General features: G+C 73.8%; 25 protein-coding genes. 7 read left to right on the forward strand and 18 right to left on the reverse strand.

Translation table 11 applies throughout. The features are described 5' to 3' along the window. The first annotated feature begins 9 nt into the window (after positions 1–9). Together ABD324_RS04555 and ABD324_RS04560 are read left to right on the forward strand one after the other, a co-directional pair. The gene (locus ABD324_RS04555) at positions 10–936 is read left to right on the forward strand and encodes a DMT family transporter (protein ID WP_344412643.1); all 927 of its coding nucleotides are present in this window, start codon (positions 10–12) and stop codon (positions 934–936) included. A 119-nt stretch (positions 937–1,055) separates the two neighbouring features. Further along, a complete protein-coding gene (locus ABD324_RS04560) occupies positions 1,056–1,781 on the forward strand; it encodes an SDR family NAD(P)-dependent oxidoreductase (protein ID WP_344412645.1) in 726 nt (241 codons plus the stop codon). Positions 1,782–2,179: 398 nt separating this feature from the next. Here ABD324_RS04560 and ABD324_RS04565 read toward each other — a convergent pair whose 3' ends face one another. The 4 genes from ABD324_RS04565 to ABD324_RS04580 all read right to left on the reverse strand — a co-directional run bounded on the left by ABD324_RS04565 (position 2,180) and on the right by ABD324_RS04580 (position 6,313). Beyond that, positions 2,180–3,916 carry an ankyrin repeat domain-containing protein gene (locus ABD324_RS04565; protein ID WP_344412647.1) on the reverse strand — a complete coding sequence of 579 codons (1,737 nt, stop codon included), beginning with the start codon at positions 3,914–3,916 and terminating at the stop codon, positions 2,180–2,182. Between the two features lie 187 nt (positions 3,917–4,103). After that, entirely contained in the window at positions 4,104–4,523 is a 420-nt protein-coding gene (gene nusB, locus ABD324_RS04570; protein WP_344412649.1) for a transcription antitermination factor NusB, read from the reverse strand. 1 nt (position 4,524) lies between these two features. Next, positions 4,525–5,088, reverse strand: coding sequence for an elongation factor P (efp, locus tag ABD324_RS04575; protein ID WP_344412651.1), 564 nt, complete (start codon positions 5,086–5,088; stop codon positions 4,525–4,527). 142 nt (positions 5,089–5,230) lie between these two features. Further along, the gene (locus tag ABD324_RS04580) at positions 5,231–6,313 is read right to left on the reverse strand and encodes a M24 family metallopeptidase (protein WP_344412653.1); all 1,083 of its coding nucleotides are present in this window, start codon (positions 6,311–6,313) and stop codon (positions 5,231–5,233) included. A gap of 24 nt (positions 6,314–6,337) precedes the next feature. Between ABD324_RS04580 and ABD324_RS04585 the strand changes: the two genes are divergently transcribed. Then, the gene (locus ABD324_RS04585; RefSeq protein ID WP_344412655.1) at positions 6,338–7,036 is read left to right on the forward strand and encodes an MBL fold metallo-hydrolase; all 699 of its coding nucleotides are present in this window, start codon (positions 6,338–6,340) and stop codon (positions 7,034–7,036) included. On the opposite strand, the gene aroQ is transcribed toward ABD324_RS04585, so the two are convergent. From aroQ to ABD324_RS04610, 5 genes are all read right to left on the reverse strand, one after another. Beyond that, positions 7,033–7,461 carry a type II 3-dehydroquinate dehydratase gene (aroQ, locus tag ABD324_RS04590; protein ID WP_344412658.1) on the reverse strand — a complete coding sequence of 143 codons (429 nt, stop codon included), beginning with the start codon at positions 7,459–7,461 and terminating at the stop codon, positions 7,033–7,035. The genes ABD324_RS04585 and aroQ overlap by 4 nt on opposite strands. Further along, entirely contained in the window at positions 7,458–8,546 is a 1,089-nt protein-coding gene (aroB, locus tag ABD324_RS04595) for a 3-dehydroquinate synthase (RefSeq protein ID WP_344412660.1), read from the reverse strand. Before aroB ends, aroQ begins: the two co-directional genes overlap by 4 nt. A 140-nt stretch (positions 8,547–8,686) precedes the next feature. Next, entirely contained in the window at positions 8,687–9,310 is a 624-nt protein-coding gene (locus ABD324_RS04600) for a shikimate kinase (RefSeq protein WP_344412662.1), read from the reverse strand. 110 nt (positions 9,311–9,420) lie between these two features. Beyond that, positions 9,421–10,620, reverse strand: coding sequence for a chorismate synthase (gene aroC, locus ABD324_RS04605; RefSeq protein ID WP_344412665.1), 1,200 nt, complete (start codon positions 10,618–10,620; stop codon positions 9,421–9,423). A 32-nt stretch (positions 10,621–10,652) separates the two neighbouring features. After that, positions 10,653–11,627: a prepilin peptidase gene (locus ABD324_RS04610; RefSeq protein WP_344412667.1), complete on the reverse strand. Its 975-nt coding sequence runs from the start codon at positions 11,625–11,627 to the stop codon at positions 10,653–10,655. Positions 11,628–12,008: 381 nt separating this feature from the next. Between ABD324_RS04610 and ABD324_RS04615 the strand changes: the two genes are divergently transcribed. Next, positions 12,009–12,860 carry a spermidine synthase gene (locus ABD324_RS04615; RefSeq protein WP_344412669.1) on the forward strand — a complete coding sequence of 284 codons (852 nt, stop codon included), beginning with the start codon at positions 12,009–12,011 and terminating at the stop codon, positions 12,858–12,860. A 126-nt stretch (positions 12,861–12,986) separates the two neighbouring features. Here the strand turns inward: ABD324_RS04615 and ABD324_RS04620 are convergent, their stop codons facing one another. The 6 genes from ABD324_RS04620 to shbA form a co-directional block, all read right to left on the reverse strand. Beyond that, complete coding sequence (locus ABD324_RS04620; RefSeq protein WP_344412671.1) at positions 12,987–14,186, reverse strand: endolytic transglycosylase MltG; 1,200 nt, start codon at positions 14,184–14,186, stop codon at positions 12,987–12,989. Positions 14,187–14,317: 131 nt separating this feature from the next. Beyond that, entirely contained in the window at positions 14,318–14,731 is a 414-nt protein-coding gene (gene ruvX / locus ABD324_RS04625; RefSeq protein WP_344412673.1) for a Holliday junction resolvase RuvX, read from the reverse strand. A 25-nt stretch (positions 14,732–14,756) separates the two neighbouring features. Then, positions 14,757–17,417, reverse strand: a complete 2,661-nt coding sequence (gene alaS, locus ABD324_RS04630) for an alanine--tRNA ligase (protein ID WP_344412675.1) — start codon at positions 17,415–17,417, stop codon at positions 14,757–14,759. A gap of 43 nt (positions 17,418–17,460) precedes the next feature. After that, positions 17,461–17,760, reverse strand: coding sequence for a hypothetical protein (locus tag ABD324_RS04635; protein ID WP_344412677.1), 300 nt, complete (start codon positions 17,758–17,760; stop codon positions 17,461–17,463). Continuing rightward, complete coding sequence (locus tag ABD324_RS04640) at positions 17,757–18,152, reverse strand: DUF948 domain-containing protein (protein ID WP_344413421.1); 396 nt, start codon at positions 18,150–18,152, stop codon at positions 17,757–17,759. Before ABD324_RS04640 ends, ABD324_RS04635 begins: the two co-directional genes overlap by 4 nt. A gap of 99 nt (positions 18,153–18,251) precedes the next feature. Continuing rightward, positions 18,252–18,860: an RNA polymerase sigma factor ShbA gene (gene shbA, locus ABD324_RS04645; protein ID WP_344413423.1), complete on the reverse strand. Its 609-nt coding sequence runs from the start codon at positions 18,858–18,860 to the stop codon at positions 18,252–18,254. Between the two features lie 522 nt (positions 18,861–19,382). On the opposite strand from shbA, the gene ABD324_RS04650 reads away from it, so the two are divergent. Further along, positions 19,383–20,078: a TetR/AcrR family transcriptional regulator gene (locus tag ABD324_RS04650; RefSeq protein ID WP_344412678.1), complete on the forward strand. Its 696-nt coding sequence runs from the start codon at positions 19,383–19,385 to the stop codon at positions 20,076–20,078. 133 nt (positions 20,079–20,211) lie between these two features. Beyond that, on the forward strand, positions 20,212–21,327 hold the full coding sequence (locus ABD324_RS04655) for a DNRLRE domain-containing protein (protein WP_344412679.1): 1,116 nt from the start codon (positions 20,212–20,214) through the stop codon (positions 21,325–21,327). Here ABD324_RS04655 and rocD read toward each other — a convergent pair. From rocD to ABD324_RS04670, 3 genes are all read right to left on the reverse strand, one after another. Beyond that, positions 21,314–22,501: an ornithine--oxo-acid transaminase gene (gene rocD / locus ABD324_RS04660; protein ID WP_344413425.1), complete on the reverse strand. Its 1,188-nt coding sequence runs from the start codon at positions 22,499–22,501 to the stop codon at positions 21,314–21,316. The two genes, ABD324_RS04655 and rocD, sit on opposite strands and share 14 nt — an antisense overlap. A 71-nt stretch (positions 22,502–22,572) precedes the next feature. Then, positions 22,573–23,409: a dimethylargininase gene (gene ddaH, locus ABD324_RS04665; protein WP_344412680.1), complete on the reverse strand. Its 837-nt coding sequence runs from the start codon at positions 23,407–23,409 to the stop codon at positions 22,573–22,575. Positions 23,410–23,544: 135 nt separating this feature from the next. Then, a complete protein-coding gene (locus ABD324_RS04670) occupies positions 23,545–23,994 on the reverse strand; it encodes an Lrp/AsnC family transcriptional regulator (RefSeq protein WP_344412681.1) in 450 nt (149 codons plus the stop codon). Between the two features lie 19 nt (positions 23,995–24,013). Between ABD324_RS04670 and ABD324_RS04675 the strand changes: the two genes are divergently transcribed. Then, the gene (locus ABD324_RS04675; RefSeq protein ID WP_344412682.1) at positions 24,014–25,249 is read left to right on the forward strand and encodes an arginine deiminase; all 1,236 of its coding nucleotides are present in this window, start codon (positions 24,014–24,016) and stop codon (positions 25,247–25,249) included. The last annotated feature ends 80 nt before the right edge of the window (positions 25,250–25,329 follow it).

The raw sequence follows: 25,329 nt of genomic DNA on the forward strand, positions 1-25,329 counted from the left end.
GTGGTCACGGTGGACGGCGACATGCTGATCGCGGTCCCTGCCGCCGTGCTCGGCGCCGCCGGCTTCGGGCTCGCGACCGCCGCCCAGCAACGCGCCACCCACGAGGTGGAGGAGGCGCCGACGCTGTCCCCGCGGCTGATCGGGCACCTGCTCAAGCGCCCGATGTGGCTGCTCGGGCTGCTGGCGACGATCATCGCGCTGCTCATGCAGCTGCTGGCGCTGGCGTTCGGGGCGATCGCGGTGGTCCAGCCCCTGCTGGTCACGGGGGTGGTGTTCGCGGCCGCGTTCTCGTCGCTGATGTCGCGTCGCCGGCCCGATCCGCTGATCCTCTTCGGGGCGCTGCTGTGCGCCGCCGGTATCGCCGCGTTCCTGCTCCTGGCCCGCCCGGTCCCCTCCGCCACGGACGAGCACCTCGACTTCTGGGGCGGGATGCCTCTGGGCATCGGGCTCGCGGCCGTCGTCGTCGGCTCGATCGCGTTCTCCGCGGTGGTGAGGCACCCGGTGCGGGTTCTCGCCCTCGCCCTCGCCACCGGCGTGATGTACGGGGTCACGGCGGGGCTGATGAAGGTCATCACCGGGCAGCTGCGGGTGGGGCTGCTCGAACCCTTCCAGCACCTCACCCTCTACGCGGTCTGCATCCTCGGCCCGATCGGGTTCCTGCTGTCGCAGAACACCTTCCAGCAGGGCCGGATGGTCTCCCCGGCGGTCGCGGTGATCACCAGCGTGGACCCGGTCGTCGCGGTGCTGATCGGGGTCTCGTGGCTGGGCGAGCGGCTGGACTACTCCCCCGCCCTGCTGGCCTGGCAGTGCGTCGCGGCCGCCGTGGTCGTGGCGGGGATCGCCTTCATCACGCTGCGTGGCACCCGGCTGCTCCACGAGCTGGACCAGGAGAGCGCCGCCGCCGGCCACGGCCGCCCCGACGTGGCCCCGGGCTGAGCGGCGGTGCGGCTCCGGTCGTTCGCGTTATGGATCCATAGTGTCGTTTTCGAGGGCTCCTGGGCGCGTTATGGATCCATAATGCGGTTTCGAGGGTCGTTGACGCGCGGGGGTGGGGTGTGAGGGTCGCGGATCGGCTCGTGCTGGTGACGGGGGCGTCGTCGGGGATCGGGCGGGCGCTGGCCGTCCGGTTGGCCGCGGACGGTGCCCGGCTGGTGGTGACGGGGCGCGACCCCGACCGCGTCCAGGAGGTGGCCGCGCGGACCGGTGGGAAGGCCGTGGTCGCCGATCTGGCGGCGGGGGTCGAACCGCTGCTCGACGCGCTGCCGGGCAGGCCCGCCCTGGTGGTCCACAACGCCGGGGTCGGCGCGGCGGGGCCCCTCGAGGACCTGGCCCCCGCGCGGGTCGACGAGCTCATCGACCTCAACCTCCGGGCGCCGATCCAGCTGACCCGGGCCCTGCTGCCGGGCCTGCGCGCGGAACGGGGGCATCTCGTGTTCGTGGCCTCGATCGCCGCGCTGGGCGTGGCCGGGGAGGCCGTCTACTCGGCGACGAAGGCCGGGCTGCGCGGGTTCGCCGACGCCGTCCGGATCGAGGTCCCCGAGGTCGGGGTGACGACGGTCCTGCCCGGTGCCGTCGACACCCCGTACTTCGGCCGCCGGGGCCAGGAGTACGACCGCCGCTTCCCCCGCCCGATCCCCGCCGAGCGGGTCGCCGAGGACATCGTCCGCGGGATCCGCCGCGACGCGGTCGAGGTGGTGACACCAAAGTGGCTCACCCTGGGCGCCAAGGTCCACGGGGCCGCCCCCACCCTCTTCGCGAGGGCCTCCCGCCGCTTCGGCTGACCGGGCGGGCGAGGACCTCCGCCGCGGGCCGCGGCGAGCGTGCGGCCGGCACGACGACGCGGTCCGCGCGTTCCAGCGCGCCGCCCCGGCCGAGGCGCCGCCACTCGAGGACCCCGAGCACCACGGAGCGACGCTCGGGGCTCCCGGTCGCGGTTGATCAGCAGTGCGTGACCGCCGCTCGTCCATGATCACCAGGGCGTGGTTGCTGGCGGCCCGCGATCGCCGGTGCCCCACCGCCAGCCACTCATGATCACCAGGGCGCCAGGGTGGAATTTTCTTGATCATCCGACCCTGACTCTCTGATGATCTTCTTCGGAGCTGATCACCGGGGCGTCAACGTCGTGGCGGGGGGCGCCACGGACGTGCGGTCGTCCCGCGCGGCGATGATCACCAGCACCTCACTGCTGCCGGAGGCGGTCCGCGAGGGCGGGATGGCCACCGTGAGCCGCCCAGTCCGCGGGAGTGGCGTCGAAGCGCTCGTCGTGGGCCTCCCGGTCGGCGCCGGCGGCGAGGAGGGGCTCGACCATCGCCGCGTCGCCGCGGTGGGCGGCCTGGTGCAGCGCCGTCTCCCAGGTGCTCGACGCGGGGATGTCCCCGCGGCCGCGGGCGTTCACGTCGAAACCGAGGGCGAGCAGGGTCCGGACCGCGCCGAGGTTGCCTCGCCCGGCCGCCCAGACCAGGACCCAGCCGCGCGTCCGCCGGGCCCGGTCGACGATCGCCGCGGGCGTGCCGTCGACGCTCTCGCCGCGCAGCACCGCCCCCAGGAAGCGCTGCACCGGGCTGACCTGCGGCGCCGGTGCCCCGAACTCGGCGAGGACCGCGGCGCAGCGGTCGTGACCGAGCCGGGCCGCGTCCGCGGCGAGGCCCGCAAGATCCGGTGAGCCGGCAGCGCCGAGGCCGTCCCGACCGCCCTTGTCGCCGCTGTCGCCGCTGTCGGCCCTGTCGGCCCTGTCGGCCCTGTCGGCCCTGTCGGCCCGGTCGGCCCTATCGGCGCGATCCCCCAGGTCGCCGCCGGCGCCGCCATCGGCTGAGTGGGCTCCGCCCGTCGGGTGCGTGCTCCGGGTCGGGGTGGTCCTCGCCTCGAGGAGCATCCGGGTGCGGTTCGGGAGGTCGTGGCCCACGGCCCACCGGAGCTGGCCCGCGACCATCTCCGGCGGCGTCTCGACCGCCCCGCCGAGCCGCTCGCGCCAGGGCCCGCCGTCGCCGCGCCCGAGACCGTGGTCGAGCAGCAGGCGCAGGTGGGCGTTGCCGTGCGGGGAGTCGTCGCCGAACATGCGGTTGTAGAGCCCTTGTCCGTCGTTCGGGTCGGCACCCCGGCTCAGCATGAGCTCGGCGAGCTCCCGCCAGCGGGGGTGCCGGGGCTGCGCGACCGGCCCGCGCTCCCCCTCCCCCAGCACGCCCGTGAGCACCGTGAACGGGGTCGGCAGCCCGTGCCACAGGCGGCCGGCGTTCGGGTCGGCACCCGCGTCGAGCAGCGCCGATGCCGCGGCCACGGGGTCACCGACGCCGAGCCGGGCGTAGGCGAGGTAGAGCAGCGGGGGCCAGCCGTAGGGCCCGCCCTCGGCGTTCGCGCCGGCGGCGTCGAGGCCACGGAGGAGATCCGCTCGTCCGCACGCCGCGGCGGCGAACACCGAGTGCTCCGCGAGCCCGGGATCGGCGGTGAGCATCGCCGTCGCACGCCCGCGGCGGGCCGGGGAGTCGTCGGCGTAGGTCAGGCAGGCGAGGCGGAGGAAGGAGTTCGGGAGAGAAGTGCCCCTCCGCGGGTCCCGGCCAGCCCCGTCGGCCCCCGTGGCATCGAACCCGGCAGCCTCGTGCCCGGCACCGGAGGCCTCGGCCGGCCCTCCGGCTCCCCCGCCCGCCGCCTCGTCGTCGGGGTCGTCAGGGTCGGAGGGGTCCCAGCGGTACCTGGTGACCGTCTCGACGTACCGGACCAGGGGCGGCCAACCCCCGAAGCCGTACGAGCGGGCGAGGGCGAGCTGCGCGACGTGCAGGGCCACCGGCCCGACGTGAGCGGTAACGTGCTCCGCGATCACCGCCAGGGCCTGCGGGTCGCCCGCGGCGGCGGAACGGTGCAGCTCCCGGGCCCGGCGGCGGAGCTGGCCGAGATCGGGATCGGACGGCAGCGAGACAGGCATGACGCCTTCCTTCCGGCGCCCGCGGTCCGCGTCCGGGCACGAAAGGAAGGGGTGAGCTCGTGCCTCGAGTCCAGCTCAGGTGGGCTCTGCCCTGCCCGCGGACCCGGGGGCGCCCTGCGCGCCGATCCCGAAAGTACCAGGTGGCCAGGGGCCGTGAGGGCTCATCGCCCGCCGGGGCGACCCGCCCTCACAGGGTGGTGCGGAGGTGGGACGCGATGTCGGCGATGCGGCCGAGGACGCCGTTGAGGAAGCGCGGGGAGTCGTCCGTCGAAAGGGTGCGGGCGAGCTCGACCGCCTCGGTGATCGCGACCGGGTCGTCGATCTCGTCCACCCAGAGGAGCTCGAATACGCCGATCCGCAGCAGGGTGCGGTCCACCGCTGGCATGCGGGCGATCGTCCAGCCCTCGGCGTGCTCGGAGAGGAGCTGGTCGATCCGCTCCCGGTTCTCGACGACGCCGCGCACGAGCAGGGCCGCGTAGTCCGAGACCGGCGGCGCGTCGTCCGTCTCGCGGCGCTGGGTCAGCACCTCGAGCGGGTCCTCGCCGCGGGCCTCGGACTCGAACAGGATGTCCAGGGCGCGTTTGCGTGCCTTGGTGCGTGCCCGCACGTCAGGAGGAGACGCGGCCGAGGTACCGGCCGTCGCGCGTGTCGACCTTCACCTTGGTGCCGGTCTCGAGGAACAGCGGGACCTGGATCTCGGCGCCGGTCTCCAGGGTGGCGGGCTTGGTGCCGCCGGTGGAGCGGTCGCCCTGCAGGCCGGGGTCGGTGTGGCTGATGACCAGCTCGACCGAGGTGGGCAGCTCGATGAACAGCGGCGCTTCCTCGTGGAAGCTGATCTGCGCGACCTGGTTCTCCAGCAGGTAGTTCGCGTTGTCACCGACGGCCGAGGCGGGGATGTTCAGCTGGTCGTAGGTGTCCCCGTCCATGAAGACGAAGTCCTGGCCGTCCTTGTACAGGAAGGTCATGTCGCGGCGGTCGACCGTCGCCGTCTCGACCTTGGTGCCGGCGTTGAACGTCTTGTCGACGACCTTGCCGGTCATCACGTTCTTCAGCGTGGTGCGCACGAAGGCGCCGCCCTTACCGGGCTTGACGTGCTGGAACGCCTGGACCGTCCACAGCTGGCCCTCCAGGTTGAGGACCAGGCCGTTCTTGAGGTCGTTCGTGGTGGCCACGTGCGGGTCTCTCCTCGGATCTGTCGCGGTTGCTCGCGATCGGGGGCGCGCGCCTGCCGAGCCAGGAGAACCGGGACGACCGCACGCGGCGGAGTTTCTGCGGCGACGTACTCACTCGCCGAGCCGCCGCCCAGGATACCGGTCAGACTTCCTGCAGCTCCTTCGGGAAGCCCGTGAGCAGCTCCGCCGGCCCCGCACCCCGCACGACCAGGGTGTCCTCGATCCGGACCCCGCCGAGTCCGGCCAGGTAGACGCCCGGTTCCACGGTCACCGCCATCCCTGCGGCCAGCACGTCCGCCGAGGTCGCCGACAGCGCCGGCGCCTCGTGGATCTCGAGACCGACCCCGTGTCCGAGCCCGTGCACGAACTCCGGCCCGCGGCCCGCGTCCGCGATCACGTCCCGCGAGGCGGCGTCCACGGCGGACGTCGCCGTACCGGCGGCCACGGCCTCCACCCCGGCCGCCTGCGCGGCGTGGACCAGCTCGTACAGCTCGCGCTGCCAGTCCGCGGGCGGGCCGAGGACCAGCGTGCGGGTCATGTCGGAGTGATAGCCCGCGACCAGCGCGCCGAAGTCGAGCTTCAGCAGGTCACCGGCCTGCAGCACGGCCTCGGTCGGGCTGTGGTGCGGGATCGCGGAGTGCGCGCCGGCAGCGACGATCGACTCGAACGACGGGCCGTCCGCACCCAGGGCGCGCATCCGGGTCTCCAGATCGAGCGCCACCTCGCGCTCGGTGCGGCCGGGCCGGATCCCGCCCTCCGCGATCAGGTCCGTGAGCGCGGTGTCCGCGACCGCGCAGGCGCGGCGCAGGGCGGCGAGCTCGGTGTCGTCCTTGATCACGCGCAGCCGCTGGACCAGCCCCGGCGCGCGCTCCAGCGTGGCCCCCTCGGCGGCGCTCACCAGAGCCGCGTGGGCGTCGACGGTCACGGCGTCGGACTCGAACCCGATCCGGCCCGTGGCCCGCGAGGCCAGCGCGACGGCCGTGGACCTCTCGATCACCGGGGGCAGGTCGGGGACCTCGGTGGCGGCCTGGGAGGTGTAGCGGCCGTCCGTGCCGAACCGGCTGGCGGCGTCGTCGACGGCGCTGAGCAGCAGCGCGGCGTTCGAGCCGGTGAAGCCGGTGAGGTACCGGACGTTGACCAGGTCGGTGACGAGCAGCCCGTCGAGATCCGCCTTCCGCAGCAGGGCCCGGAGTGCGTCGCGGCGCGCGGCAGTGGGAAGGGGCATGCCGCCGACCTTAGGCTGAGCGGCATGAGTGAGCTGTACTTCCGCCAGCTGCTGTCCGGGCAGGACTTCGCGGTGGGCGACCGGGTCGCCACCCAGATGGTCAACTTCGCGTACCTGATCGGGGACACGGAGACCCGGGAAGCGGTCGTCGTGGACCCGGCGTACGCCCCCGGCGACCTGCTCGACGTGCTCGAGGCGGACGGCATGCGGCTGGTCGGGGCGCTCGCCACGCACCACCATCCGGACCACGTCGGCGGTCAGATGGCGGGCTTCGACCTCGACGGGCTCACCGGGCTGCTGGAACGCGTCCAGGTCCCCGTGCACGTGCAGCGGGCCGAGGCGGACTGGGTCACCAAGGTCACGGGCGTGACCGATCTCGTGCCGCACGAGAACGACGACGTGGTGCAGGTGGGCGCCATCCCGATCCGGCTGCTGCACACCCCCGGCCACACCCCGGGCAGCCAGTGCTTCCTCGTCGACGGCCGCCTGATCGCGGGCGACACCCTGTTCCTGCAGGGCTGCGGCCGCACCGACTTCCCGGGCGGGGACGTCGAGGCGATGTACACGAGCCTGCAGCGCCTCGGCTCGCTCGCCGGCAACCCGGTCGTCTACCCGGGACACCGCTACTCCGAGGACCCGCACGCCCCGCTGCTCGACGTCCGCCGCTCCAACGTGGTCTTCCGCCCCCGCTCGGCGGAGGAGTTCGTGATGGCGTTCGGTTAGAGGCCCGCCAGGTGGCGCAGGGCGAGCACGTAGCCCTGCACGCCGAGGCCGACGATCGTGCCGGTGGCCACCGCGCTGACGTAGCTGTGGTGGCGGAACTCCTCACGGGTGTGCACGTTGCTGATGTGCACCTCGATCAGGGGCGCGGTGAGCATGGCGCAGGCGTCCCGGACGGCGACGCTGGTGTGGGTCCACGCCGCCGGGTTCAGGACGACGGGGGTGCCCTCGTCCGCGGCCTCGTGCAGCCAGCCGAGCAGCTCGTGCTCGGCATCGGTCTGGCGGACCTCGACGGTGAGGCCCAGCTCGCGGCCGGTCTTCCCGCAGAGGGCGACGAGATCGGCGTAGGTGGTGCGGCCGTAGATCTCCGGCTCGCGGGTGCCGAGACGGTTGATGTTGGGCCCGTTGAGGACCAGGACGCGCGTCATGCCCCCACCCTCGCGTAGGCCTGCTCCAGCAGCTCGGCGGCCGGGCCCTCCAGGCGGCCGGGCTTGGCCAGCCCGTCGAGCACCACGAAACGCAGGGTGCCGGCGCGCGACTTCTTGTCGCCCTTCATGGTCTCCGCCAGCTCCGGGAGCACGCCGGCCACGTAGGTGGTGGGGAGGCCGATCGACTCCAGGATCGTGCGGTGCCGGTCGGCGGTGGCGTCGTCGAGACGGCCGGCGGCGCGGGCGAGCTCCGCCGCGAACACCAGGCCGACGGCGACCGCGGAGCCGTGCCGCCAGGTGTAGTCCTCCCGGCGCTCGATCGCGTGGCCCAGGGTGTGGCCGTAGTTGAGGATCTCCCGCAGGTCGGACTCCCGCAGGTCCGCCCCCACGACGTCCGCCTTCACCTGGATGGCGCGGCGCACCAGCTCGGGCAGCACCTCGCCGGTCGGATCGATCGCGGCCTCGGGATCGCGCTCGACGAGCTCGAGGATCACCGGGTCCGCGATGAACCCGGCCTTGATCACCTCGGCCATGCCTGCGACGAGCTCGGGCCGCGGCAGGGTCTCCAGGGTGGCGAGGTCGACGAGCACGGCGGCCGGCTCATGGAACGCCCCGACCAGGTTCTTACCGGCGCCGGTGTTGATGCCGGTCTTGCCGCCGACGGCCGCGTCGACCATGCCGAGCAGCGTGGTGGGGACGTGCACGACCTTGACCCCGCGCATCCAGGTCGCCGCGACGAAGCCGGCGAGGTCCGTGGCCGCGCCGCCGCCGAAGCCGATCACCGCGTCCCGGCGGGTGAGGCCGATCTGGCCGCACACCTCCCAGCAGAACCCGGCGACGGACAGCGCCTTGCCCTCCTCGGCATCGGGCACCTCGATGCGGTGGGCGTCGATCCCCGCAGCCTCGAGCTCCTGCCGCGCGTCCTCCGCCGCCTCCGCCAGCGCGGGCTGGTGGACCAGCAGCGCGATCCCGATGCCGGCGTCAGACAGCACGCCCGGCAGCAACGCGCGCACACCCCGGCCGACGATCACGTCGTACGGGCGCTCGGCCGCGACGCGGATGCGGGTGGGGGCGGGTTCGTCCATGTCAGGAGCCTAACGGGGAGGAGACGGCCGGAGGCCGGGTGGGCAGAGACGGGTCGGCCGGGTCCGGCCGAGGTCGAGACGACCCTCGGCCACGTCGGGACCATGATCGAACGTGGCCGGCGTTCATCTCGGCTGGGCGGTCAGGGGGTGGGGCGGCCGAAGACCGGGTCGGGCAGGGACGCCGCGTCCTCCGCCGACTCGACGACGTCGTCCTTCGGGTCGGGTGGCGGTGCCTGGTCGTGGGGGCGCAGGCCGAGCTCGGCGAGCACCGTCGTCGCGACCTGGTTGGCGCTGCGCTTGACCGTGTCGACCTCGACGGTCGCGACCTCGGCGTACAGCGGCGCCCGGGCCTCGAGGAGCGTCCGGAACGCCGCCCGCGGATTGACCCCGGCCAGCAGGGGGCGTGCGGTGGACATCCCGGTCCGGCGGATGCCGTCCGCCAGGCCGACCTTCAGCGAGACGACCCGGTGCCCGCGCAGCAGCACCCGTGTGGACTCGGCCAGCACCGATCCCCCGCCCAGCGCGAGCACCCCGCAGTCCACGGCCAGCAGGTCCGCGACGACCTCACGCTCGACGGCGCGGAACGCGTCCTCGCCCTCGGTGGTGAACATGTCCGCGATGGACTTGCCGATGCGGGCCTCGATCTCGGTGTCGACATCGGTGAACGCGACCCCGAGGCGACGCCCGAGGACCCGCCCGACGGTGCTCTTACCCGCCCCGGGCGGCCCCACCAGCACGAGTACGGGCCTGGCCGAGTCAGTCATCCGCCGATCCTAGCCAGCGGGCCGCCGGCCCCGATCGGGTCGGGCTCGAGGCCGACTCCCGGCTGACCGGGACGCGGAGCTACCGCTGTCGTGCGAGGGCGCGGTACGGGTCAGGAACCCGAGTGGTGGCCCAGGCGGCGGGCCGCGTCCTCCTGGTAGCCGACCAGGTTGCGCCGGGTCTCGGAGATCGAGTCCCCGCCGAACTTCTCCAGCGCGGCCTGGGCCAGCACCAGCGCGACCACCGACTCGATGACCACACCGGCCCGCGGCACCGCGCAGGCGTCCGACCGCTGGTGGATCGCGGTGGCCTCGCCACCGGTGGCCGTGTCGATCGTCCGCAGCGCCCGCGGCACCGTGGAGATCGGCTTCATCGCGACCCGCACCCGCACCGGCTCACCGTTGGTCATGCCGCCCTCGATGCCGCCGGCCCGGTTGCTGACCCGCTTCACCGGGTCCCCGGGGAGCATCTCGTCGTGGGCCACGGAGCCCCGCCGGTGCGCGGTGCGGAACCCGTCCCCGATCTCGACACCCTTCATCGCCTGGATGCCCATCAGCGCACCCGCGAGCAGCGCGTCCAGCCGGCGGTCCGCCTGCACGTAGGAGCCGACGCCGACCGGCATCCCGTAGGCGATCACCTCGATCACGCCGCCGAGGGTGTCGCCCTCCTCGTGCGCGGAGTCGATCTCCGCCATCATCCGGCGAGAGGTCTCCTCGGTGAAGGCCCGCACCGGGCTGGCATCCACGCGTTCCAGGTCCTCCGGGCCGGGTACCGGGTCGTCCTCCGGCGCGTCGACCGCACCGATCGCCACGACGTGCGACACGACGTCGACCCCGAGGGCCTGCTTCAGGAACGCCTTCGCCACGGTGCCCATCACGACCCGCGCCGCGGTCTCCCGGGCACTCGCCCGCTCCAGCACCGGCCGCGCGTCGTCGAAGCCGTACTTCGTCATCCCCGCGAGGTCCGCATGCCCGGGGCGGGGCCGGGTGAGCGGCGCGTTGCGCGCCCGGTTCGCGATCAGCTCCGGGTCCACGGGGTCGGCCGCCATGACGGTCTCCCACTTCGGCCACTCGGTGTTGCCGATCCGCACCGCGACGGGGCCGCCCTGGGTCAGGCCGTGCCGGATGCCGCCGATCACCTCGAGCTCGTCCGCCTCGAAGGCCATCCGCGGGCTGCGGCCATGGCCCAGCTTGCGCCGGGCCAGCTCGGCCTGGAGCTCCTTCGTGGTGATCTCCACCCCGGCGACCATGCCCTCGAGCACGGCCATCAGGGCAGGCCCGTGCGATTCCCCGGCGGTGATCCAACGCAGCACGGAGGGATTCTCTCACCCGCGCGCCCCACCGCTCACCCCGCACCGACGCCTCCCGCCAGGATCGGCCCCGCGCCGGAGCCCAGGGCCGCGACGACCGCGACCAGCCACGCGGCACCGACCATCGACGGGCCGTGGGGCACCTCGATCCGCCGGTGCACCTCGATCCGCCCGTGCACCTCGATCCGCCGGTGCCCCGCACGGCCGGACTCCCCGGCCGGGCGGCGGATCGGCCCGCCACCCACCGCGGACCGCAGAGGCGTTGCCTGCCGAGCTGCCGGCCGAGCTGCCTGCTTTGCGCCCGCCGGAGGCACCACCCTCGGCATGGACGCCTCCAGGAGCCGGCCGATCTCCCGCCCGGATCTCGGCATCCGCCCCTCTCGGCGCGTCGAGCCGGCCCTTCCCGCCGGCCCGCCGACGACCCGGAGGCCGAGCAGCACGGCCAGGACGCCGCTGACCAGCGCGGCGAGTGCGCAGCCGAGGAGGACCGCCGGCCATCCCGCCGCACCGAGCAGGGCACCGACCGGAGCCGCGAGCTTGACGTCGCCCGCACCGAGCGACGCCGGTGCCACCGTGTGGACCACGAGATGGGCCCCGACCAGCAGGACAGTGGCCGCCGCGGCTCTGCCGAGCGCCGCACCGCCCAAGGGCACGACCAGCAGCAGGACGGCCGGGAGCGCGGGCAGGGTCAGGGCGTCAGGAAGGCGGTGGTGCCGGATGTCGACCGCGCCCGCGACCACACCGAACCACGCCGCCGCGGCCAGGAGCGGCACCCACGACCACGGGAGCGCACCACCACCGGCCGCGGCACCGAGCGCGGCCCACAGCGGGCCCACGACGGCCTCGCACCAGGGCGGCGGCACCCGGGTCCCGCGCCGCAGCCGTCGCAGCAGCACCCGCCCTGCCGCCCCGGTGAGGACACCGAGCCCGAGCCCGACGACGGCCCACCCCGTCCAGGTCACCGCGGCGGCCGAGGCCGCGGGTGCCGTCACGCCTGCCAGGAAGATCATCTCGTCTCCGTCTCTCGTCACGGCATCACGGCCGCCGCTCTCGTACCCACCGACGCCACCGGAGCCCCCGACGGCTCACCCGTCCGGCCCGCCGGTCACCTCCCCGACGGGCCGTTCCGGGATCGGCCGGCGGCACGGGGACCCTGCTCCGCAGGAACGGCCCGTCCGCTCCTCGAGGGACCCGTCCACTCCTCGAGGGAATGGTCACCCCCGACCCCGGCCGTCGGGCACGATCACGCGAATCCGTCCCCAGGCCCCGGATCCGGTGGACAACCCGCACCTGCGGCGGCCGTCCGGGCGGACTCCGTCGGTGCCCGGTGGTAGTGCGCATCACCCGGCCCGGAGCACGAGGACGCCCTCCGGGGCGGGAGGATCGTCCTCGTGCCCGAACGCCCCCCGCTCGCCTCCGCGGTCATCCGTGCCGACGTCGACCACGGCCAGGCGGAGCTGGTCGGTGATCCCGAGCGGCCGCTGGCCTGGACTCTGTTCGTCAACGGCACCGCCCAGTCCCACGTCGACCTCGCGGATCCCGAGCACCTGGAGTTCGAGTACGTCCGGCGGATGGGCCACGTGGTCGACCTGGTGGCGCCGCCGACCGCGGCGGTCCGGGCGCTGCACCTCGGCGGTGGGGCGTGGACGCTCCCCCGCTACGTCGCCGCGACCCGTCCCGGCTCCGCCCAGCTCGTCGTGGAGCTCGACGCTGCCCTGGTCGAGCTCGTCGCCACCCGGCTGCCCGCCGACGACAGCATCGCCGTGACCAGCGGGGACGCCCGCGCGATGCTCGCCCGGCAGCCCGCGGACTCCGCCGGCCTGCTCGTGCTCGACGTGTTCGCCGGCGCCCGCACCCCGGCGCACCTGACCTCGGCCGAGTTCGTCGCCGACGTCCGGCGGGTCCTGGCCCCGGGCGGGATCTACGTCGCCAACGTGGCGGACGGCGGCACCCTGGACTTCGCACGCAGCCAGATCGCGACCGTCGGCGCGACCTTCCCGGAGCTCGTGGTCATCGCCGCACCGGATCTCCTCGCCGGCCGGCGCTTCGGCAACCTCGTGCTGGTGGCCTCGGACGCCGCGCTCCCCGTCCCGGACCTCTCCCGGCGCACTGCCGCGGACCCCTTCCGGGCCCGGGTCCTCGGCGACGCCGCGGCCCGGGACCTGGCCGGGGACATCGCGGTCCGCCACGACGGGGCGACGACCCCGTCCCCGATCCCCCCGCCCGGCTTCTTCGGCCAGTAGCCGCAGAGGCGTCCTGATGATCACGGTCGTGCACGGTCACCAGGACCTCACCGTCGGATGATCATGCCGAGTTCGCCCTGACGTCCTGATGATCACCGGTGGGGGTGCCACGCGGCCACGGAGCGCTCAGAAGGCGCCGTTGGCGATCGCCCGCCCCACGTTCGCCTGGTGCTCCGCCAGCGTGGTCGCGAAGCACGAGGTGCCGTCCTTCTGGCAGCGCACGAAGAAGGTCCACGGCCCGGCCGCCGGGGCCAGGGCCGCGGCGATCGCCGCCTTGCCCGGGGCCGCGATCGGCGTCGGCGGCAGCCCGGTGTTCTGGTACGAGTTGTACGGGCTCCCCGAGCTGCGCGCCTCGGCGGTGGTCCGCAGGGCCTGCACGTCGAGCGGGTAGTTGACCGTGGAGTCCAGCTCGAGGCGCTGCTTGATGCTCAGCCGGTTCTGGATCACCCGCGCCACCTTCGGCATGTCCGGCGTGATCGCCTCCTTCTCCACCAGCGAGGAGAGGACCAGCAGCTGGTAGGCGGCGAGGCCGTCGTGGGACGCCGTGCCGACCAGCCCGTTGGCCTCCAGCTGTGCCACGGACACGGCGAGCAGGGACTTCCAGACGTCCGCGGCGGGGGTGCCCGGCGCGACGTCGTAGATCCCCGGGGCGATCAGCCCCTCGAAGCGGCGGTTGGGCTCGGCCCGCGCGACGTCCTGGACCGCCCAGTCCGGCACCCCGAGCGACGCCGGGTCCGCGGTGGCCATGGTGGTGCGCAGGTCGTCCGCGGCGAGGCAGCGCCGCTCGCCGTCGATCCGGGCGCACGTGGCCTGCGCGATCAGGCTGATGACGCCCGGGCTGACCGCCCCGTCCGGGGAGCGGGTGTCGTCGAGCTGGGTGCCGCCGCGGATCTCCAGCCGGCCCACGCGCGCGGCCGGGTCGATCATCGCGGCGACCGCCGACTCGCCCGACATCCGCAGCTTGACCTGGTAGTAGCCGGGCTGGATGGCGAGGACCTTCTTCTCCTCGGACGCCGCCTCGGTGAACGCCTCCGGGCTGGCGACGACCCCGCGCCGGGCCAGCATCGTCCCGATCTGACGGGTGGAGTCGCCGTCGAGCACCCGGACGACGGCGTCGCCCTGCCCGGTGCCGTCGAAGTCGTCCGTGAAGAACGTCGAGCCCAGCAGGTAGGCCCCGCCGCCGAAGACCACGCCGAGCAGCACGAGCGCGGCGAGCAGCAGGACCAGGCCGCGGCGCCGCCGACGGCGGGCCCGTTCGCGCAGCTGTGCCCGGCGCGCGGACAGCTCCTCGCGGCGGCTGAGCGGCGGCCCGACGTCGTGGCTCATCGGCCCGCATCCCGGGGGGAACGCCGCCGCGACCTCAGGTTCACAGTCCCGGAGAGTAACGGCCACGCGTCGACGCGCCGGGACACACCCCTGCCGGGGCTGTCCGATCCGTCCCTTTCAGGTCCGATCCGTCACCGGGAACGCGCGTCCAGATAGCTCTGCAGGATCGCGACCGCCGCGACCTGGTCCACGACGGAGCGCTGCTTGCGCCCCTTCACCCGGCCCCGCAGCTGCTGCGTCGCGACGACCGTCGTGAGCCGCTCGTCGTGCAGCACCACCGGGACCGGCAACCCGGCGAGCTCCTCACGGAACCCGTGGGCCGCCTCGGCCGCGGGACCCTCGCGGTTGGCGAGGGTGCGGGGCAGGCCGAGCACGATCTCGACGATCGAGTGCTCCTCGACGAGCTCGGCGATCCGCGCCGCCGCACCGTCCCGGGGGACGGTCTCCAGCGGGGTCGCGATCAGCCCGTCGGGGTCGCACAGGGCGGCCCCGACGCGCACCGACCCGACGTCGAGCCCCAGCCGGCGCCCGCGGGGCTCGATCACGGCGACACTCGGGTTGCCGGGCGGCTCAACCCCGGACCGCCTCGCGCAGCTTCTGGATCGCCGCCGCGATCCCCGACGGGTCGGTGCCGCCGCCCTGGGCCAGGTCCGGCTTGCCGCCGCCCCGCCCCCCGACGGCCGGCGCGAAGGCCGGGATCAGCTTGCCGGCGGCGAGGCCCTTGTCCCGGGCCGCGGCGGTGGTGGCCACGACGAACGCGACCTTGTCCCCGTCGCCCGAGAACAGGGCCACGACGCCGGGCACGCTCCCGAGCTTGCCGCGGACGTCCGAGGCCAGGTTGCGCAGGTCGTTGCCGCCCAGCCCCGCGGGGGCCTCGACCGCGACGACCGACACCCCGCCGAGGTCCTCGGCCTGCGCGGCCAGCGTCCCGGCCGAGGCCAGGACCGCCTCGGCACGGTGCTTCTCCAGGTCGCGCTCGGCGTCCCGCAGCCGCTCGACGAGCCCGTTGACCCGCTCGGGCAGCTCCTCCGGCTTGGCCTTGAGCTGTTCGGCCAGCTGCGAGACGAGCAGGTGCTCCTTGGACATGTACGAGAACGCGTCGAGCCCGACGAGGGCCTCCACGCGCCGCACACCGGAGCCGATCGACCCCTCGGACAGCACCTTGATCAGGCCGATCTCACCGGTGCGGCCGACGTGGGTGCCACCGCAGAGCTCGCGGGAGTAGTCGCCCATGTCGACCACGCGCACGCGGTCGCCGTACTTCTCGCCGAACAGCATCATGGCGCCGCGCCGCTTGGCGTCGTCCATGCTGGTCTCGTAGGTCTGGATCTCGCGGTTCTCCTGGAGCACCGCGTTGATCTCGCCCTCGACCTCGGCGAGCTGGGTCGGCGACACCGCGCCCGAGGGCGAGGTGAAGTCGAACCGCAGCCGGCCGGGGGCGTTGAGCGACCCGGCCTGCGCGGCCGACGTGCCCAGCGCGCCGCGGACGCCGGCGTGCACCAGGTGCGTGCCGGTGTGGGCGCGGGAGATCGCGCCGCGCCGGGCGATGTCGATCTCCGCGACGACCGGCGAGTCGACCGTGGCCGTCCCGTTCGTGACGACCCCGCGGTGCACCCGAAGGCCCGCGATCGGCGACTGCACGTCGTCCACCCGCACGGTGAAGCTGTCCGAGCGCAGCGTGCCGGTGTCCGCCTGCTGGCCACCGGACTCGGCGTAGAACGGCGTGCGGTCCAGCACGACCTCGACGGCCGAGCCCTCCGCCGCGGCCGGCACCGGCTGCCCGTCGACGAGCAGGCCGACGATCGAGCCCTCCGCCGCGACCTCGGTGTAGCCGAGGAAGTCCGTGACGCCGTGGGTGTCGAGCACGGCCCGGTAGACGGACGCGTCCCCGTGGCCCTGCTTGCGCGACGCCGCGTCGGCCTTCGCGCGGGTCCGCTGCTCCAGCATGAGCGCGGTGAACTTCTCCTGGTCGACCGACAGGCCCTGCTCGGCGGCCATCTCCAGGGTGAGGTCGATCGGGAAGCCGTACGTGTCGTGCAGCTGGAAGGCCTTGTCCCCGGGCAGCACGAGCTGTCCCGAGGAGCGGGTCTCCGCGACAGCGGTGTCGAAGATCCGGGTCCCGGACGACAGGGTGGCGCGGAACGCCTCCTCCTCCGCCTCGACGACCGCGGAGATCCGCTCGAAGTCCGTGGTCAGCTCGGGATAGGTCGGGGACATCTCGTCCCGCACGACCTCCGCGAACGCCTTGAGCACCGGCTCCTCGACGCCCAGCAGCCGGGCGGAGCGGACGATGCGGCGGAGCAGCCGGCGCAGCACGTAGCCGCGACCCTCGTTCGAGGGCGTGACCCCGTCGCCGATGATCATCACACCGGAGCGGGCGTGGTCGGCGATCACCCGAAAGCGGGTGTCGTCCTCGCCGTTGGTGCCGTAACGCTTGCCGGAGAACTGCTCCGCCCGCGCGATCACCGGGCGGACGAGGTCCGTCTCGTAGACGTTCGCGACGCCCTGCAGCAGGTACGCGACCCGCTCCACGCCCATGCCGGTGTCGATGTTCTTCGACGGCAGGGTGCCGATCGGCGGATGGCCGACCTTCGGGGAGAGCTCGCCCCGCTCGTCCTGCATGAAGACGAGGTTCCAGATCTCGAGGTAGCGGTCCTCGTCGACGACCGGGCCGCCGTCGCGGCCGAACTCGGCCCCGCGGTCGTAGTAGATCTCCGAGCAGGGGCCGCCGGGACCGGGCACGCCCATGTCCCAGTAGTTGTCCTTGCCGTCCCGGCGCTGGATCCGCTCGTCCGGCAGGCCGGCGATCCGCTTCCAGAGCGCGATCGCCTCGTCGTCCGTCTCGTAGACGGTGACCCAGATGCGGTCCGGGTCGAACCCGAAGCCGCCGGACGCGACGTCCCCGGTGACCAGGTTCCAGGCGTGCTCGATGGCCCCGGCCTTGAAGTAGTCCCCGAAGCTGAAGTTGCCGGCCATCTGGAAGAACGTGTTGTGACGCGTGGTGCGCCCGACCTCGTCGATGTCGCCGGTGCGCACGCACTTCTGGATCGACGTCGCGGTCGGGTACGGCGCCGGGACCTGGCCGAGGAAGTACGGCTTGAACTGCACCATGCCGGCGTTGACGAACAGCAGGTTCGGGTCGTCGAGGATCAGCGACGCGCTGGCGACCGGGGTGTGCCCGGCGCCGACGAAGTGCTCGGTGAAACGACGGACGATCTCGTGGGTCTGCACGATGACTCTCTTTGCCAGGAGGGACGGAACGGGAGACGGCGGATCAGGAACCCGCCCCGGGCGCTCGCTCTCCGCTGTTCTCGCTGCGCAGGGCCTCGCCGTAGGTCGGCAGCTGCCCGCCGGTCCGCTTCTCGACGAGCTGGGTCAGCTCGTCCTCACGGGTCTGCATGCCCGCGCGCACCTCGGCCCCGAACGCGCCGAGGCCGGCGCCGAGCTCGCGCAGCCCGTCCGCCAGGTTGGCGCCGATCCCCTGCGGGGTCAGCTGCTGCCTGGCGTCGGCGAGGCGGCGGCTGACGTAGACGCCCGCGGCGGCTCCGACGCCGATCCAGAAGAGCCGCTTCACTTCTTCCGCCCCCGCCTGCGCGAGTGCTGGCCCGCGTCCTTGCCGGCGCGGCGGGCCTTGAGAGCCTTGTTCAGGCCGTAGGAGAACGCCGCGGCGCGCACGAGGGGGCCGCCGAGCGTGGCGGTGAACAGCGAGGTGAGCACCGAGACGTTGCTGGACACGGCCTTGGCGTTCGACGTGATCCCGTCGACGCGCTCCAGCTGGGTGTTCACGCTGGTCAGGGTCGCGTGGGCATCCGTGAGGAGCGGGGCGGAGCCCTCGTGCGCCTTGCGGATCGCGATGGTGGCCTCGTCGAGCGTACGGCCGAGCTTCAGGAGCGGGATCGCGAGCAGCACCACGAGCACCACGAACGCGATCGCGGCGATCAGCGCCGCGATCTGACCAGCTGACACGTACTCCTCCAGCGATCCGACTTCTGTCACGATCGCCACGGCGTGGAGATCGGCGGTCAGGCTACTCCCCGGGCCGCCGACCCCGACGTCCGGTTCTGATCACCCGGCGGCGCGGCCTCGGTCCTGCTCGGGGGCTCCGCCGACCTCGCCGCCGCGGCCCGTGGGGCGCTCGCCGGTGACGACCTGGCGCAGCCGGGCCAGGGCCCGGTGCTGGGTGACGCGCACGGCGCCGGGCGTGGATCCCACCATCTGCGCGGTCTCCTCCGCCGACAGCCCGACGACGACGCGGAGCACGAGGACCTCGCGCTGGCGGTCGGTGAGGATGCCGAGCAGCTCACCGAGGCGGGCGTTGAGCTCCGCGGTCAGCGTGAGGTGCTCCGGGCCGTCGAGCAGGACGCTGGTGTCCGGGACCTCGGCGACGGGCTCGGACTTGTTGCGGCCGATCGCCCGGAAGGTGTCCGTGACCTTGTGCGCGGCGATGCCGTAGACGAAGGCGCGGAACGACAGGCCCTTGACCGTGTAGGTCGGCAGGGCGGCGAGCACCGCGAGGCACACGTCCTGGGCGACGTCCTCGGCCGAGCCGATGACGCTCTCCTGGCGCCCCAGCCGGGCGCGGCAGTAGCGCAGGACCAGCGGGCGGATCTCGGCGAGGAGCAGGTCACGGGCACGGGTGTCGCCCGCGACGGCGCCGGCCACGTACTGCTCCAGGAGCGCGGGAGCGGGAACCGGCCGGGCCGGGCGACCCTGCTGCTCCACCGGCCGCTCGGCCGGCAGGTCCGGGACGGCGACGAGGTTCGGCCGCGCGGGAGGCTCGGGCGGCTCCACGGCGGAGACGCTCAACGGCGCGCTCATCGCGAGAGACCGGGATAGAAGGTGGTGACGGACAACGGGAATCCCCTCCCCTGCGCAGGAGGCATCGCCCGCGGACGGGCTGCCCTCTGCAGCGTTGCGGTAGAACCCCTCGGGAACCGATGTGCCCTTCGACGCCTTCGGGGGTACTGCTCGGTACTCCTGCACTGCACACTTCTGCACTGCGCGTGCGGCACCACCCGAGCGCCGCCTGACGACGGCGTGGACGGGTGATGCCCGTACCCGAGACCCGCACCGTGGTTTCCGGAGGCCGTGCCCTGCCGCCGGACAGTTCGAATTTCAAGTACGTGGTCACCATCTTGGGTGACGGCCAAGCTTGAGTCAACCCCAACTCGGCGGATTTCGGCTACCGTGCGTGCAATGAGCGATGTCCAGCCGGGCCGTTCGAGCGACGCCCGCGCGCGGGCCGCGCGGACCAAGCGCGACCGCACGCGGCGGGCGCTGCTGGACGCTGCCGACGCCCTGTTCGCCACCCGTGGCTGGAACCGCACCCGGATCGAGGACATCGCCACCGCGGCCGAGGTCAGTGCGGCCACCGCGTACAACCACTTCCCCAGCAAGCACGCCCTCATCGGGCACGCCTACGCCTCGCTGGTGGCCCCCCTGATCGAGCAGGCCGAGGCGGACCGAACCTCCGGCCGCCCCGTCGTCGACGCCCTGAAGGACCAGGTCAGAGCCCTGACGCGGACCAGCAGGCGACACCGCGGCCTCACCACCGCCTTCTGGTTCGGCGTGCAGGACTACATGGCCACGCGGGCCGGCGGGCCACCCGACCCGGACGACGAGGGCGACCCGCGCACGATCGCCCCCATCCCGGGCACGGTCATCGGCCTGATCGAGGACGGCCAGGCGTCGGGCGAGCTCCACCCCTTCCCTCCGGCCCCGGAGATCGGCGGGATCGTGATCAACATCCTGCTGATCAGGGCCGTCAACCGCCCCCACGAGCCCCCCGAGCAGACGGCCGAATTATTACTCAGCGTGATGTTCGGGGTACTCAAACCGGAGCTCCTGGCGGAGGCCCCTCGCGGCGAGCGGCCCTTCCTCGGCGGCCGCTGACCGACCCTGCGACAGGCGGCCGAATCGCTGCGACGAGCGGTCCCGATCGGGTGATGCCTCGGCCCGGCGCGGGCCCGTTCCTTGCCGCGCCCACCCGCCGTCACTACATCTGACGATCATGGATCGACGCGCGGTGTCCCGCACCGCCACCCTGCTCTGCCTGCTCTCGGCCGTGGCCGCCGGCGCGACCCTCCTCACCGCCACCCCGGCGCTCGCCGCCCCTCCCGCGCCGCAGGACACGACGGCCACCCCCGGCACGGCATCCACCAGCACCGTCACCACCCTGTGGTCCGGCCCGGTCCGCGTGCAGCGCGGCGCCGAGTGGGTGCCCGTCGACCTCACGCTCGCCGCCGGGCCGGACGGCACGGTCCGGCCCGTCTCCGCGCCACAGGACCTCACCCTGACCTCGACGGGCCCGTCGGTCCGCTTCACCGACGGCGGCTCGGCCGCCGTGCCCTGGCCGACCCCGCTGCCCGCGCCCCGGCTCGACGGCCCGACCGCCACCTACCCGCAGGCCGCGCCGGGCTACGACCTGGTCGTGGAGGCCACCCGCGCGGGGTTCGTCGCCTCCGTGCGCAGGGACGGCACACCGCCCGCACCCGCGCCGCAGCTCGTCCTGCAGCGGACGGCCGCCACCCATCAGGCCATGACCGAGGCCGAGTCGTCCGTGGACCGGGTGGTCGCCGCGGCGCCGCCCACGTCCACCGCGCCCGTCCCCTTCGACACGACGACCCAGACGACGATCCGCACCACCGACTCGTCCGGCGATCCCGACCTGCGGATCGGCAGCTACGACGGCACGCAGGCCGCACGCAGCTACCTCGCGTTCGACCTCACACCGCTCGGGAGCGCTCCGGCCGCTGCTCCGATGACTGCTCCGATCAACAGGGCCACGCTGGACCTCTACCAGACCTGGACGGCGTCCTGCCGCCCCACGGCCTGGGAGGTCTGGAGCCTGCCGGCCGGCAGCCGGGTCGGGCCGGCGCTGCGCTGGGCGAACCAGCCATCGGGCGAGAAGCGCTGGGCCACCAGCACCGACACCCGCGGCAACCCGGCCGGCGGGGCGGCGTGCGCGGCGGGCTGGAGCAGCGTCGACGTCACCGACCTCGTGCAGGCCTGGACGGCCGCGGGCGCGACCTCCGGCACCGTGATGCTCAAGGCCGCGGACGAGACCGACCCGCAGTCCTGGAAGCGGTTCGCGTCCGCGGAGACCGCGACGGTCCCGCACCTGACGGTCACCCGCGGCTGAGCTCGGCCTCCAGGCGGTCGAGGGCGAGGTGCAGGTCGGCCTCGTCGATCACCAGGGGCGGCGACAGCCGCAGCGTCGGTCCGTGGGTGTCCTTCGTGAGGACGCCCGCGACCGCGAGCCGCTCGCTCAGCTCCCGGCCCGTCCCGATCGCCGGGTCGACGTCGATCCCCGCCCACAGGCCAGTCCCGCGCACGGCGGTGAGGCCCGGCATGCGGCGCAGCCGGGCGTGCATGGCGGTTCCCAGGGCGCGGACGCGGCCCAGGAGGTCCTCCTCGTGCAGCAGCCCGACGACGGCCCGCCCGACCGCGCAGGCCAGCGGGTTGCCGCCGAACGTCGAACCGTGCTGGCCGGGGCGGAGCACGCCCAGGACGTCCGCGTCCGCGACCACCGCGGAGACCGGCAGCACTCCCCCGCCGAGGGCCTTGCCGAGCAGGTAGACGTCGGCGTCCGTGTCGGCGGCCCGGGTCGCCAGGACGTGTCCCGTGCGCCCCAGGCCGGACTGCACCTCGTCGGCGACGAACAGGACGTTCCGCTCCGAGCAGATGTCCCGGACGGCACGGAGATAGCCCGCGGGCGGCACGACGACCCCGGCCTCGCCCTGGATCGGCTCGAGCAGCACCGCGACCGTGTCGTCCGTGATCGCGGCGCGCAGAGCGGCGGCGTCCCCGTACGGGACCACGTCGAACCCGGGGGTGAAGGGACCGAACCCGCCCCGGGCGTCGGGATCCGTGGAGAAGGAGACGACCGAGATCGTGCGACCGTGGAAACCGTCCGCGGCCACCACGATCCGCGCCCGGTCCGTGGGCACGCCCTTGACCTCGTAGCCCCACTTGCGGGCGACCTTGAGCCCGGACTCGACGGCCTCGGCGCCGGTGTTCATCGGCAGGACCATCTGCTTGCCGATCAGGTCGGCGAGCTCGGCGCAGAAGGGGCCGAGCTGGTCGTTGCCGAAGGCGCGGCTGGTGAGGGTGGCGCGGTCGAGCTGGGCGTGCGCGGCGGCGCGGAGCGCGGGATGGCCGTGGCCGAAGTTCAGGGCCGAGTAGCCGGCGAGGAAGTCGAGAGAGCGGCGGCCCTCGACATCGGTGACCCAGGCGCCGTCGCCGGAGGCGATCACCACCGAGAGCGGATGGTAGTTGTTCGCCGAGTGGGCGGCGACCAGGCGCTCGTGGTGGATGGTCGCGGACTCGGCGACGGAGGCGGAGCCCGCGGGGACGGCGGGGAAGACCGGGACGACCGAGGGAACGGTCACGCGCGCACCTCCAGCGTGCAGCACTTGGGCCCGCCACCGCCCTTGAGCAGCTCGGACAGGTCGACGCCGATCGGCTCGTAGCCCCGGTCGCGCAGGCTCGCGGCGAGGCCGGTCGCGGCCGAGGGCAGCACGACGTGGAGGCCGTCGGACACCGCGTTGAGGCCCAGCACCGCGGCGTCGAGCGGGTCGGCGTGGATCGCGTGCGGGTAGCGGCCGGCGAGGATCCCGCGGGAGCGCGGCGAGAAGGCCTCGGGCAGGTAGGCGACGTCGTGGTCGGACAGCACCGTGAGCGCGGTGTCGAGGTGGTAGTAGCGGGGATCGACGAGCTCCAGGCTCAGCACCGGGCGGTGCAGCACCCGGGCGGCCTCGGCGTGGGCGCGCGGGTCGGTGCGAAAGCCCGTCCCGGCGAGCAGCACGTCCCCCGCCACCAGCAGGTCGCCCTCGCCCTCGTTGACGTACCGGGGCTCGGTGTAGGGGCCGAGGTCGACCAGCGCCTTGCGGTACAGCTCGGCCTCGCGGGCGCGCTCGGCGTACCGGAAGCGCGCGCCGTAGATCCGCCCGCCGACGATCGTGGCGCCGTTGGCGGCGAACACCATGTCCGGCAGGCCGGGCTCCGCGTCGACGACGGTCACCTCGTGGCCGAGCGCGACGTAGGTGCGGCGCAGGGCCTCCCACTGGTCGAGCGCGAGACCGCGGTCGACGGGCACGTCGGGGCGCATCCAGGGGTTGATGGCGTACTCGACGGCGAAGTGCGTCGGCGGGCACATCACGTAGTGGCGGCGGATCGGGGTGCGGGCGGCGGGAGCGGCGGGATCGTGCAGGACGGCGGTCACGGAACCTCCCTGGAGAGCGGGAGTCACCTCGTCGGGACTTGGGTCCACCGTAGGGAGGACGGCTCACGCGCCACAACGCCGTTCCGTTGCCCATCTGCGCACGATCCGGGCGTCCTGCGACGACGAGGCGCACGTTCAGTGCGTCGGCGATGATCTCCTGATCAGTGGCGAGAGGACCAGCACGGACTTGGTCCGCTCGACGAACCGCTCCGCCCCGATCTGCTCCAGGACGCGCTCGAAATGGCGCATGTCGGTGGCCACGATGTGCACCATCGCGTCCGCCTCCCCCGACACCGTGCTGGCGTCGACGACCTCGGCGAGGCCCTCGACGGCGCTGCGGATGGCGGCGGGCGGGGTGCTCGGCCGGCAGTAGAGCTCGACGTAGCCCTCGACCGTCCAGCCCAGGGCCGCCGGGTCGAGCTGCGCGGTGAACCCGGTGATCACCCCGTCGGCGCGCAGCCGGTCGACCCGCCGTTTCACCGCGGACGCCGAGAGCCCCACCTCGGCGCCGAGATCGGCGAAGCTGCGCCGCGCGTCGGCCACCAGCAGGGTGATCAGGCGGTCGTCGAGCTCGTCCGGGCGCATGCGGCCATCATCGGCCACGATGGACGGCGTGTACCGGGTGGACTCCGAAGTGGGTGCGTTGCGCGAGGTCCTGCTGCACCGGCCCGGGCTGGAGCTCAAGCGGCTCACCCCGGGCAACAAGGAGCAGCTCCTGTTCGACGACGTGCTGTGGGTGCAGCGCGCGCAGGAGGAGCACGACCGCTTCGCCGCGGTCCTGCGCGACCGCAGGGTGCGGGTCCACCTGTTCGGCGAGCTGCTGCGCGAGACCCTGGAGCTGCCCGAGGCGCGCGCGTACGTGCTGGGCCGGATCTTCGACGACCGCATCTACGGCCCCCTGGCCGTGGATGCCCTGCGCAACCTGTTCGACGCCCTGGACACCCGCACGCTGACCGACCACATGATCGGCGGGATCACCAAGCGCGAGGTGCTGGACCGGATCCCGGAGCCGCGGTCGGTGGCCTTTCATGTGCTGGGCCCGGACGACTTCGTGCTCGAACCGCTGCCCAACCACCTCTACACGCGCGACACCAGCGCGTGGATCGGCGGCGGCGTCGCGATCAACAGCATGCGCAAGCAGGCGCGGATGCGGGAGTCCGTGCACTACGAGGCCGTCTACCGGTGGCACCCGCTCTTCGCCGACGCCGGGTTCGCCGTCTGGTCGGCGGGCTCGGCCAACGGGCCGGCGACGGTCGAGGGCGGCGACGTGCTCGTCCTCGGCGGTGGCGCGGTGCTGGTCGGGATGAGCGAACGCACCCGGCCCGCCGGGGTGGAACGCCTGGCGCGCAGCCTGTTCGCGGGCGGCGAGGTGGACCGGATCCTCGCCCTGCGGATGCCGGAGACGCGGGCGCTGATGCACCTCGACACCGTGCTGACCATGGCCGACCCGGAGACGTTCGTGAAGTACGCCGGGCTCGGGATGCTGCCGTCCTACCTGGTGCGCCCCGGCAGCTCGGACAAGGAGATGGTCGTGACGGACCATCCGCCGCAGGACATGCACCGCGCGATCGCCGGCGCGCTGGGGCTGCCGGGCATCCGGGTGCTCACCCCGGAGCAGGACGTCCACGCGGCCGAGCGCGAGCAGTGGGACGACGGGTGCAACGTCCTCGCGGTGGCCCCGGGCGTGGTGCTGACCTACGAGCGGACCGTCACCACGAACACCTACCTGCGCCGCAACGGGATCGAGGTGATCGAGATCCCCGGCAGCGAGCTGGGCCGGGGCCGCGGCGGGCCGCGGTGCATGAGCTGCCCGCTGGTCCGCGATGCCCCGTTCGAGTGACGCACGGTGGGGTGATCGGCCGCCTCGCGGACCCGGTGCGCCTCGTTGGGCGGGTGTCCGGTCCGGCGACGAGGGGGAAC

The organism is Pseudonocardia ailaonensis (genome assembly GCF_039531635.1).
GTDB classification, from domain to species: Bacteria; Actinomycetota; Actinomycetes; order Mycobacteriales; family Pseudonocardiaceae; genus Pseudonocardia; species Pseudonocardia ailaonensis.

What these genes read in the sequence shown, in the direction of transcription:
- ABD324_RS04585 (WP_344412655.1), top strand. Translation starts at nt 6,338, where the DNA reads ATGAGTGAGCTGTACTTCCGCCAGCTGCTGTCCGGGCAGGACTTCGCG.
- aroQ (WP_344412658.1), bottom strand. Translation starts at nt 7,461, where the DNA reads ATGACGCGCGTCCTGGTCCTCAACGGGCCCAACATCAACCGTCTCGGC.
- ABD324_RS04565 (WP_344412647.1), bottom strand. Translation starts at nt 3,916, where the DNA reads ATGCCTGTCTCGCTGCCGTCCGATCCCGATCTCGGCCAGCTCCGCCGC.
- ABD324_RS04650 (WP_344412678.1), top strand. Translation starts at nt 19,383, where the DNA reads ATGAGCGATGTCCAGCCGGGCCGTTCGAGCGACGCCCGCGCGCGGGCC.
- ABD324_RS04620 (WP_344412671.1), bottom strand. Translation starts at nt 14,186, where the DNA reads ATGAGCCACGACGTCGGGCCGCCGCTCAGCCGCCGCGAGGAGCTGTCC.
- ABD324_RS04600 (WP_344412662.1), bottom strand. Translation starts at nt 9,310, where the DNA reads ATGACTGACTCGGCCAGGCCCGTACTCGTGCTGGTGGGGCCGCCCGGG.
- ABD324_RS04610 (WP_344412667.1), bottom strand. Translation starts at nt 11,627, where the DNA reads ATGATCTTCCTGGCAGGCGTGACGGCACCCGCGGCCTCGGCCGCCGCG.
- aroB (WP_344412660.1), bottom strand. Translation starts at nt 8,546, where the DNA reads ATGGACGAACCCGCCCCCACCCGCATCCGCGTCGCGGCCGAGCGCCCG.
- ABD324_RS04580 (WP_344412653.1), bottom strand. Translation starts at nt 6,313, where the DNA reads ATGCCCCTTCCCACTGCCGCGCGCCGCGACGCACTCCGGGCCCTGCTG.
- ABD324_RS04675 (WP_344412682.1), top strand. Translation starts at nt 24,014, where the DNA reads ATGGACGGCGTGTACCGGGTGGACTCCGAAGTGGGTGCGTTGCGCGAG.
- ABD324_RS04670 (WP_344412681.1), bottom strand. Translation starts at nt 23,994, where the DNA reads ATGCGCCCGGACGAGCTCGACGACCGCCTGATCACCCTGCTGGTGGCC.